General features: G+C 63.0%; 11 protein-coding genes and 1 pseudogene. 4 read left to right on the top strand and 8 right to left on the bottom strand.

What is annotated here, in order from left to right:
- Positions 1-213 precede the first annotated feature (213 nt).
- Complete coding sequence (locus tag NKI49_RS08415; RefSeq protein WP_352598947.1) at positions 214-738, top strand: hypothetical protein; 525 nt, start codon at positions 214-216, stop codon at positions 736-738.
- 175 nt (positions 739-913) lie between these two features.
- On the opposite strand, the gene NKI49_RS08410 is transcribed toward NKI49_RS08415, so the two are convergent.
- Complete coding sequence (locus tag NKI49_RS08410) at positions 914-1201, bottom strand: winged helix-turn-helix transcriptional regulator (protein ID WP_352695598.1); 288 nt, start codon at positions 1199-1201, stop codon at positions 914-916.
- A gap of 192 nt (positions 1202-1393) precedes the next feature.
- On the opposite strand from NKI49_RS08410, the gene NKI49_RS08405 reads away from it, so the two are divergent.
- Complete coding sequence (locus tag NKI49_RS08405; RefSeq protein ID WP_352598951.1) at positions 1394-2248, top strand: SDR family oxidoreductase; 855 nt, start codon at positions 1394-1396, stop codon at positions 2246-2248.
- Between the two features lie 75 nt (positions 2249-2323).
- Here the strand turns inward: NKI49_RS08405 and NKI49_RS08400 are convergent.
- From NKI49_RS08400 to NKI49_RS08390, 3 genes and pseudogenes are all read right to left on the bottom strand, one after another.
- Positions 2324-2487 (bottom strand): annotated as a pseudogene (locus tag NKI49_RS08400) (JAB domain-containing protein); the annotation flags it as partial.
- 9 nt (positions 2488-2496) lie between these two features.
- Complete coding sequence (locus NKI49_RS08395; RefSeq protein WP_352598953.1) at positions 2497-4218, bottom strand: acetolactate synthase catalytic subunit; 1722 nt, start codon at positions 4216-4218, stop codon at positions 2497-2499.
- An 87-nt stretch (positions 4219-4305) separates the two neighbouring features.
- On the bottom strand, positions 4306-4473 hold the full coding sequence (locus tag NKI49_RS08390) for a hypothetical protein (protein ID WP_352598955.1): 168 nt from the start codon (positions 4471-4473) through the stop codon (positions 4306-4308).
- A gap of 326 nt (positions 4474-4799) precedes the next feature.
- Here NKI49_RS08390 and NKI49_RS08385 point away from each other — a divergent pair, with 326 nt between their 5' ends.
- Positions 4800-4949 carry a hypothetical protein gene (locus NKI49_RS08385; protein WP_352598957.1) on the top strand — a complete coding sequence of 50 codons (150 nt, stop codon included), beginning with the start codon at positions 4800-4802 and terminating at the stop codon, positions 4947-4949.
- A gap of 86 nt (positions 4950-5035) precedes the next feature.
- Here NKI49_RS08385 and radC read toward each other — a convergent pair whose 3' ends face one another.
- The gene (radC, locus tag NKI49_RS08380; protein WP_352598959.1) at positions 5036-5791 is read right to left on the bottom strand and encodes a RadC family protein; all 756 of its coding nucleotides are present in this window, start codon (positions 5789-5791) and stop codon (positions 5036-5038) included.
- A gap of 281 nt (positions 5792-6072) precedes the next feature.
- The gene (gene map / locus NKI49_RS08375; RefSeq protein WP_352598961.1) at positions 6073-6900 is read right to left on the bottom strand and encodes a type I methionyl aminopeptidase; all 828 of its coding nucleotides are present in this window, start codon (positions 6898-6900) and stop codon (positions 6073-6075) included.
- 585 nt (positions 6901-7485) lie between these two features.
- Here map and NKI49_RS08370 point away from each other — a divergent pair.
- On the top strand, positions 7486-7782 hold the full coding sequence (locus NKI49_RS08370) for a DUF982 domain-containing protein (RefSeq protein WP_352598963.1): 297 nt from the start codon (positions 7486-7488) through the stop codon (positions 7780-7782).
- 69 nt (positions 7783-7851) lie between these two features.
- Here NKI49_RS08370 and NKI49_RS33370 read toward each other — a convergent pair whose 3' ends face one another.
- Positions 7852-8403: a hypothetical protein gene (locus NKI49_RS33370; protein WP_502899477.1), complete on the bottom strand. Its 552-nt coding sequence runs from the start codon at positions 8401-8403 to the stop codon at positions 7852-7854.
- Positions 8366-8746: a hypothetical protein gene (locus NKI49_RS08360; protein WP_352598965.1), complete on the bottom strand. Its 381-nt coding sequence runs from the start codon at positions 8744-8746 to the stop codon at positions 8366-8368. The genes NKI49_RS33370 and NKI49_RS08360 overlap by 38 nt, the downstream gene beginning before the upstream one ends.
- Positions 8747-9080: the final 334 nt, after the last annotated feature.

Genomic DNA, 9080 nt, shown 5'->3' with positions numbered 1-9080 from the left:
TGCGCCGGCCAAAGCCGCATAACCAACCGAACCGCCCTGTACGGACCCGTATGCAAGGTGGTGTGGGAGGGGAGGAACCGCGAGGTTCCCCCCTATCCCGATTGCGAAACTGCAACAGCCGGTATGCTTCGTGGGCAGCGGCACTTGGCGATACCAAGCGTTGATCATTATCTGCGCTTCTGCTGCAAACCTTAATGGTTCCTGGAGGGGGCGTTGAGCCTATTCTTCGAAACGGGGCGTGTCGTCGCCTTGGCACTCGTTCTGGCCTTCACCTGTAATTTCGCCCAAGCCGAGGCGATCACGGGTGACTGGCGTTTCGCCACGGATGATGACGGCCTCGTCACGGCTTCGCTCCATGCCACCAACAAGCTGATCACCGGCGGCGGGGCCTTGAGCTACAGCCCGGTCCTGACCATTGCCTGCCGGGCAAATAGCGAACCGCGCTGGACGGAGTGGCTCCAGTTGAACGACGCCGTTTCGGCCAGCCGCAAGGTCACCATGTCGGTCACCGTCGATACCGGCAACAAGGTCGACGAGAGCTGGTTGGTCGGCCCGCGCGGCAGGATGCTTGTCCGTGACGGCGCCGATGGCGTCCGGCGGCTTGCCGCTGCGAGCCGGCTGTCGCTTTCCTGGCGGTTCGGATTGCTGTCCGGGCGCGGCCAGGCGGATTTCGACCTTGCCGGATTTGAGCAGGCGGTCGAGCAGATTGCCGGGACTTGCCAGACGGATCCACCCTGAACGGATCCGCGGAACTCCTTTGCGCCGGCGGATGTCCGTCCCGCCTACTTCAGCAGGCCGACCAGAACGTCGAAGGCGGCGTCGCCGCAGATACCCCACGCCCAGGCGCGATGGTCAACACTCGGCGAGCCACCGCCTCGCGCGGGCTAGTCGCGGAGGGATGGGCTCGCAATCATCAGGCGGGAGAGTCACGCAGCAGCAGGCGCGATCCGACCTCCACGATAGACCTGATCGCTGGGAGCAGCTCCTGCCCCAATGACGTCAGCTCATACTCCACGGTCGGCGGCGATGTCGGCATCACGTGGCGCGCGAGGACGCCGCGCTCCTCGAGATCGCGCAACCTGCCGGTCAGCACCTTAGCCGAAATGGCTGGGATATCGCGGCGCAATTCGGAGAACCGGCGCGGTCCGTCGCTCAAGGACCAGAGCACCTCGGGTGTCCAGCACCCGCCAAGCAGCGCCATGCACCTAGACATGGGGCAGCCGGGAAGCGCCTTCACCTTCGTTCGCATCCTGAGGACCATCGCGCATCTTCCATGGGAGTTTCCAGTTGGTTACCGGAAAATGATGGTAACCACAAGATACGTGGTTTCCGATGGTAACGAGAGCCGCTATCTGAGGCTCTCAATCCATCCAACCACGAAATGGACAGAACGATGTACGCAATAACTGGAGCAACAGGACAGCTTGGCCGTCTCGTGATCGACGCACTGCTGAAGACAGTTCCGGCCGACCGGATCGTGGCGGCGGTTCGCGATCCGGCAAAGGCCAGCGATCTTGCCCAACGCGGCGTAGTCGTGCGGGAGGCGGACTATAATCGTCCCGACACGCTCCCGATGGCACTGGCCGGCGTCGATAGACTGCTGCTGATTTCCTCGACCGAAGTCAACGGCCGCTTGCCGCAGCATCGGTCAGTGATCAAGGCCGCCCAACGGGTGGGCGTTTCGCTGATCGCTTATACGAGCATGCTGCATGCGGACACGTCTCCCGCGAGGCTCGCGGTCGAACATCGGCAGACGGAGGAGGTCATCACGGCCTCCGGCCTACCCGCCGTCATCCTGCGCAACGGCTGGTACACCGAGAACCATCTGATGGCGCTGCCGGCGGCTTTGGAGCACGGCGCCTTCATCGGCGCCGCAAATGAGGGGCGCTTCTCGTCCGCGGCTCGGCAGGACTATGCCGAGGCCGCGGCCGTGGTGTTGACGAGCGAGGATCAAGCGGGGAGGATTTACGAGCTCGCCGCGGACCAAGCCTTCACGCTCGCCGAGCTTGCGGCGAAGGTTTCGCGGCAATCGGGCAAGGCGATCGCCTACAATGATCTTGCCGGGGCGGCCTATGCGGGTGTGTTGACAAGCGCCGGGCTGCCCGCCGATCTCGCCGCTATCCTGGCCGATGCCGACATTGCGGCCTCACGCGGAGCGTTGTTCGATGACGGCGGCGCCATGAGCCGGCTGATCGGTCGACCGACAACGCCACTGGAGAGCGTCGTTGCGGCAGCATTGCGCGGTTGAAACCGAGATGGCTGTCGCATCCGCTAAAGGATCGGAGGACCGTCTGTCGCTCGCGCCAACAGGTAATTCAAGCGCCTAGATCAGCAGTAGGCCCTTCATGCTGGAATGGCCTTTGCGTCCGATGATGATGTGATCGTGCACGCCACGCCCAGTCGCTTGGCCGCGTCGATGATCTCCTTCGTCATCTCGATATCGGCGCACGATGGCGTCGGGTCGCCTGATGGATGGTTGTGCATCAGTCTTTCCAGCTATGGCACGGGGTCTTGGATAACGTTTCCGTTCTCCATCCGATCCAACGTTCCGTCATAGAGAGCGATCGGTGGATGGCCGCCTGGGTCCGTCAGCACGTCGAGCAACGCCACGGCATCGGATTCAGCCGCACGATCGAACGCGGCGTCCAGGTCGCTCGCGCGCTCCACGCGTTCGCCGTGGCCGCCGCAGGCCCGCGCAATCGCGGCATGGTCTACTTGGCCGAGGTGGCCTGCGGCGGTATAGCGGCCGAACTTGGCCATTTCGGCGTCTTTCTGGTAGCCGAGCACGCCATTGTTGAGGACCACCACGGTCACCTTGATCCCGATGCGGACGGCGGTTTCCAACTCCGCCCAGGCGTGCGCGAAGCCGCCATCGCCAACCACGACAATGACCTCGCCGTCAGGACGCGCCAGTTTTGCGCCGAGGGCGAGCGGCAGGCCCCAGCCGAGACCAGCGAGCCCTCGCGGCGAGATCACGCGATTCGTCGGATGATGCGTGCGAAGCTGACCGGCGACCCAGCTCGATGAATAGCTGGCGTCCGCTACGACGATGGTTTCGCGGCCGAGCCGCTTCTGGATTGAGGCGAGCACACGCTCCGCCCGGATCGGCTCGGCGTCCACGAGGAAAAGCGCGCGTTCGCGCTCGAACGCTGTCCAAGCATTCGCAATATGGCTCACGATCGCGTCGCGATCAGGAGCGTGGCCGCCGAGCGCATTGGTGAGCGCCTCAAGCGTTGCGCGGGCGTCTCCAAGGAGGCGAACCGCCTCGTAATTGCGACCGATCTCCTGCGGGTCGATGTCGATGTGCAGCACGCGTGCTCCATCCGGGATCAGCGACCACGCGTCGGTGCCGTCCTCGTTGGTGCGGTTGCCGATCAGCAGCACGAGATCGGCTTGCTGCACGAGTGGCTTGGTCTGGCGCCCGAGCCCGCCTGGGCCGGTCAGATTGCCGATCACGCCCATGGCGAGCGGGTGCGTCTCCGGGATCGCACCCTTGCCCATACTGGTCGTCGCAACGGGTGCGACCGCCTTCTCGGCGAAATGCAGCAGCGCCTCACCCGCGCCCGAACCATGCACTCCGCCACCGGCGATGACGACGGGGAAACGGGCGCCGTCGATGAGCCTCGCCGCTTCGATGATCGCGCTGTCTTTAGGGCGCGGCCGGTCGAGCGGCCAGTTGCCGAGCCGCATCTCGCGTTTTCCGGGCTTATCGGAATGGGCCCTTTGCAAATCGACCGGCAACATCAGTACCGCCGGGCCCGGCTTGCCGCTGGCAGCGGCGATGAACGCCTGGTCGCAATGATCTTCGACCCCATCGACACTCTCCAGGAGACGAAACCACTTCGTCACCGGAGCGAACAAGGCCTTATGGTCATATTCCTGAAAGGCATTCTTCCCGATATGCGAGCGGTCCACCTCCTGCATGATCGCGACGATCGGCACGCCCGCTTTCATTGCCTCCGCGAAAGGTGCGACCGCGAGTGCCGCGGCGGGGCCATTTTGGCAGATCATGACGGGCACGCGGCCCGAAACGCGCGCGAAGCCGTCAGCGATCGCGCCGCCGCTGTTTTCCTGGCGGTAGGTGATATTGCGGATGCCACGATCCTCGCAGGCGAGCACCAGCGCCGTCGGTACGCTTTGCCCCAGAATGAATTCGATGCCATGCCGGACCAGCCTGTCGGCGATCACGTCGACGACGGTCCGTTTGGCGCTTGCCATTACGTGGTCTGCTACCATTGCGTGGCCTCCTGCTCTTGCGGGCGACCTCGACGAGATTGCCGTCCAGGTCGCGGAAGTAGATCGAGGTCATCGCGCATGCTCAGCGACAGAAAGCCAAGTCGTTGCGTCGTCCGGCCAGCCATGAAGAAACAAGACTGCCTTGTCCTGCTGCTCATGGCCTTCCTGAAGAAGGGCTATTTCCGGCACATTCGTGGTCGCCATCAACGGCGCGATGAAGAATGCAGGTTCCGACATCCCTAGCTAACATTGGACGCGCCGGTGTGTTCCAACGTGAGGTCGTATCTTTCGGCAGATCAGACCATGTCGATGCGATCGGACGCACAGCCCGGGCTCTATGGTTTATCCCGATCTCAAGGTCGATTTGCGGTTCAGAGTGATTGCCGCTCAAAGTTTCATCCACCGGCTGACGATAGACTTCAAGCGAAGGCGCGCGGATGTCGAATGCCGCGCAACAAGTGGCTTTGAACACTGAAAAGAGGCGGTGACCGATCTCGTGCGGGATCTGTTCCCGGGGAACGAAGTTATATCTCTGGATTGTTAGAGAGATGGGCGAAAACGTCATGCGTAGACTGAACGATAAGCTCTGCGTCGTCACAGGTGCCGCACGTGGCATCGGTCGTGCGATCGCCGCAAGCTTCCACGACGAAGGCGCCGGGTTCGGCGAGGCGGTCAGCCAGGTTGCCAGCAACTGCAACACCGATCCACCGTGATCGGTGGCGGCAAGGCCGCCCGCGACCGCGTATGATCCGCGACGCTTCCCGTTCTGATGCTGGTGAGGGCGCCCTTCGGGTCACTTTCAGATCAGCAGCAGGCCCTTCATGCTGGAATGGCCCTTGCGCCCGATGATGATGTGGTCGTGCACGGCCACGCCCAGTCGCTTGGCCGCGTCGATGATTTCCTTCGTCATCTCGATGTCGGCGCGCGACGGCGTTGGGTCGCCCGACGGATGGTTGTGGACCAGGATGATCGCTGTCGCCGAGAGTTCGAGCGCGCGCCTGACCACCTCGCGCGGGTAGACGGGCGTGTGGTCGACGGTGCCGACCTGCTGCACCTCGTCGGCGATCAGCGCGTTTTTCTTGTCGAGGAACAGGATGCGGAACTGTTCGCGCTCCTCGAACGCCATGGCCGAGCGGCAATAGGCGAGAAGTTGCGTCCACGACGCCAGGACTTCGCGGCCACGCACCTCGCCGCGCGCCATGCGCTGCGCGGTCGCCACGACAACCTTCAGGTCGAGCGCCACCGTTGGGCCAATGCCCTTGACCTCCTGCAACAGGCCGACCGGTGCGCCGAGCACTTCGGCCAGCGTGCCGAAACGCGCCAGCAGCGCCTTGGCGACCGGCTTGGTATCGGCGCGAGGGATCAGGCGAAACAGCAGGAGTTCCAGAAGTTCGTAGTCGGGCAGGGCCTCCGGACCGGCCGAGGCAAAGCGCTCGCGCAGGCGGTCGCGATGACCGAGATAATGCGGCTTTTCATCGAGCGGCTTGGTTTTCGCTGGCCGGATCGGCGCTTCGGCGAAGAAACTCCGCTCGTCGTCGTCACTTGTGTTCCCCATACGCCGCCCACGCTCCCCGGCACAGACCTTAAAACCGTTCCGGCTCGGATTGAAACAGTTCTGTTCTCCGAGCGCCAGACGATCCACACAAGAGATCGTTCCGGCCTCACCATCGGCTTCCGGCTTGCTTCGCACAGGCGGCAAAATGAAACCACGATTGCGCAACAAAACTTACCAGCCCATGATCTGCGCACGCCTTTGACGCGGGTGCGGCTTCGTGCCGAGCGCATGGATGATGGCCGGACCGTCTCTCGACCGTCGAGGGTCAGGGCACAGCGAAACTAAGCCGGCAGGCCTGGCCGGTCGAGCTTTTTGGGCGACAGCGTGAAGATCTCGCAGCCGGCGTCGGTCACGCCGATCGTGTGCTCGTATTGCGCCGACAGCGAGCGGTCGCGCGTCACCGCCGTCCAGCCATCCGACAGGACTTTTACGTGCGGACGGCCGAGATTGATCATTGGCTCGATGGTGAAGATCATGCCGGGCCGCATCTCGACGCCTTCATTGGCGCTGCCATAGTGCAAGATGTTCGGCGCGTCGTGGAACAGCTGGCCGACGCCGTGGCCGCAGAAGTCGCGCACCACCGAGCAGCGCTCCCCTTCGGCATAGGTCTGTATGGCGGCGCCGATGGCGCCGGTACGGGCGCCGGGCCGGACCGCGGCGATGCCGCGCATCAGGCATTCATGGGTGACTTCGAGCAGGCGCTCGGCCGCACGCTTGATCGTGCCGACCGGGTACATACGCGAGGAATCGCCGTGCCAGCCGTCGAGGATGTAGGTGACGTCGATGTTGACGATGTCGCCATCCTTCAACGGCTTGTTGTCGGGGATGCCATGACAGACGACATGGTTGATCGAGGTGCAGGACGATTTCGTGTAGCCGCGATAGTTGAGCGTCGCTGGCAGCGCGCCATGATCCATGCCGAACTCGAAGACGAAACGGTCGATGGTTTCAGTGGTGACGCCGGGACCGACCATCGGCACCAGTTCGTCCAGGCAGCGCGCGGTGAGGTCGCATGCCTTGCGCATGCCGGCAAAGCCGTCCTCGCCGTAGAGGCGGATCTGGCCGGTGTTTCTGAGCGGTGCCGTGCCGGCGTCGAGATAAGTGACCATTTTGTCCGTATGAAGATAAGGCCCGCAGGAGTGCCGGCGTGAAAATCCCTCCCAGATTTGGCACTTGAGGGCGAAAGGTTCAAGGAAGAACTGCCCGATGCAGCCGGGCCGCCGGGATATTCGTCTCGTCGAGACAATCTTTTGCCTGTTTGCACCGCCGCTTGCTTTCCTTTCCCGCTATGCGTTAGGGCGGGTGATCTCTTGGAGATCGCATCCGCTCACGACGGACAGCGCCAGATCGCTTGATGCGCGGCTGACGACAGCCTGCTACTGGGCGCTCGCCGAGACGCTCGGCCTGTCGGCAACCGGGGCGCTCGTGCTCGGCCTCCTTTCGCCATACCGTCGTCTCTCGTGCTGCTTGCGGCGGTGCGGATGACGTTCGACGCGGAGACCGATCCCGCCAACCAGCAGCCGCTGGCTCCAAGGCGCCCGCGGCCGAAGGCTGGCGGAACGCCTGGGCAGAAAAGCGCCGTGGCAAAACGCCTGTTTCCGCAGTGGCGACACATTCCCGCGCCACAAAAGGATCAGAGCAACTTTTTACGACGAACGGCGTTGCCTGGGCGACGCCAGTTCGGGAGATGTCGGATGGATAGATTGCAATTCAAGGTGCCGGTGCGCATCGCGCCCGGCTCCGGCTTGCCGGTCGAGGAGATCTATAGCGTCGAGCAGGCGCTCGATTTTCTTCAGGACTGGCCGGCGCGCCGTCAGGGACCGGTCTATCAAAAGGCCTTCAATGCCTGCTTTGGCGCCACGGTGGACGTGGTCAAGACCGAGGATGCCTGCCGGGCGTTCATGGCGTTCTGCCGCGTCACCGGACTGATGGCCAGCGATATGATGGCCTCGCGCAAGCGCGGCGGCGAGACGAGGGCGCTGCAGGCCTGAGTCCCATTCTCACCCGTTTCGATTGGAAACACCGGCGATCGCAACCCGCACGACGGTGGCCGGCGGGGATCACTGCCTCAGGAGCGCGCGGACGCTTTTCCGTATCGTTAAGCTTCCGTTTCCACCTTCGCGGCTACGCCATTGCTTGTTCAGCAATGGTTGATTCGTTGCGTCAGTGTCATGGTTCGGAAGATGTCCCCAGAAAAAGTCCGTGCATTCCCAATCGACCGTCAGGTTTTCTTGGTCCGAGATGTTGCCGCCAAACTGGACAAGCTGCATGGCGAGACCGCCACTTCCTTCTGGAGGGCCAAAGCGGCGGAGCTGCTTGATCTCGTCGTTGGATCGGGCAGGGACAAGGCGACGGCCAATGATGAAGTGCGCAGGTTCTTCCTTGCCGTACAACGAGAGATGTTGGTTGCAGCGGTGGCTAGGCCGGCGCCAAGTCTTTCCGCCTGAAGCAGGCCAGCGGCACGAATTACTCGGAACCCGCAACAATGAAAAAGCCCGCACCGGCGAACCGGCGCGGGCAACAAGGAACATGCGTAGAGACGGTGAAGTCAAAAACAGCACGTCCTTGAATTGTTTATTCCGTCGCGCCAGTGGTTTCGTCGGATGTGTCATCCGTGGTGTCCGCCGGATCTTCCGTGGTGTCCTTGGCCAGGAACTTGTCCAGCGCCGCCTGGAGGGACAGCGTGGCTTGCGGCGATGCCGGCGTGGTCGCCACGACGCTGAGGGCTTTTGTCAGGCCGCTGGTGGAAGAATCCTTTGCCGCCGCGGATGTCGCGGCTCCGTGCCCCTGCGATCCTGCTCCAGCTGAATTCCCGCCATTACCTTGCCCGCCCCCATTACCCTGCCCGCCACCATTACCGTGGCCGCCGCCATTGCCGCCGGGTCCCGAGAATGCCGGGGAGGCGAGAAGCGAGAGCGCCGCAACCGCCGCGAGCAGACTGGTTCGAGTTTTCATGATTCATCCTTCGAGTCGGCCGCCCGCTCAGGAAATCATGCGACCATGCTAATGAACCCGCCAGACGGACCTTGGTCCGAGTTTGCCGGGCATTGGTCTTATCGCGAACGCCAGCCGGCCGATCCTGCCCCATAACGGGTCACTTGCAGTCGCCTTCCATCCGCGCCGTCGGTTAACCGTTGCCGGCGCGGGACGCGAGTTTTGTTCGTCCAGCTGCCTTGCGTCGCCATTCAGCCAAAACGAACCTCTTTCTTTGGGAGCCGATACATCCTTGATCAAAAATCAACCGAACTTTTTAGCCATTCCTTCACACATGCGTGCTTTCTAATCTATC

Origin of the sequence: Mesorhizobium sp. M0587 (assembly GCF_040320945.1) — a bacterium.
In the GTDB taxonomy this organism is placed as follows: Bacteria; Pseudomonadota; Alphaproteobacteria; order Rhizobiales; family Rhizobiaceae; genus Mesorhizobium.
The sequence above is the reverse complement of the archived record's forward strand: the minus strand, read 5'-3'. Positions and strand labels throughout refer to the sequence as shown.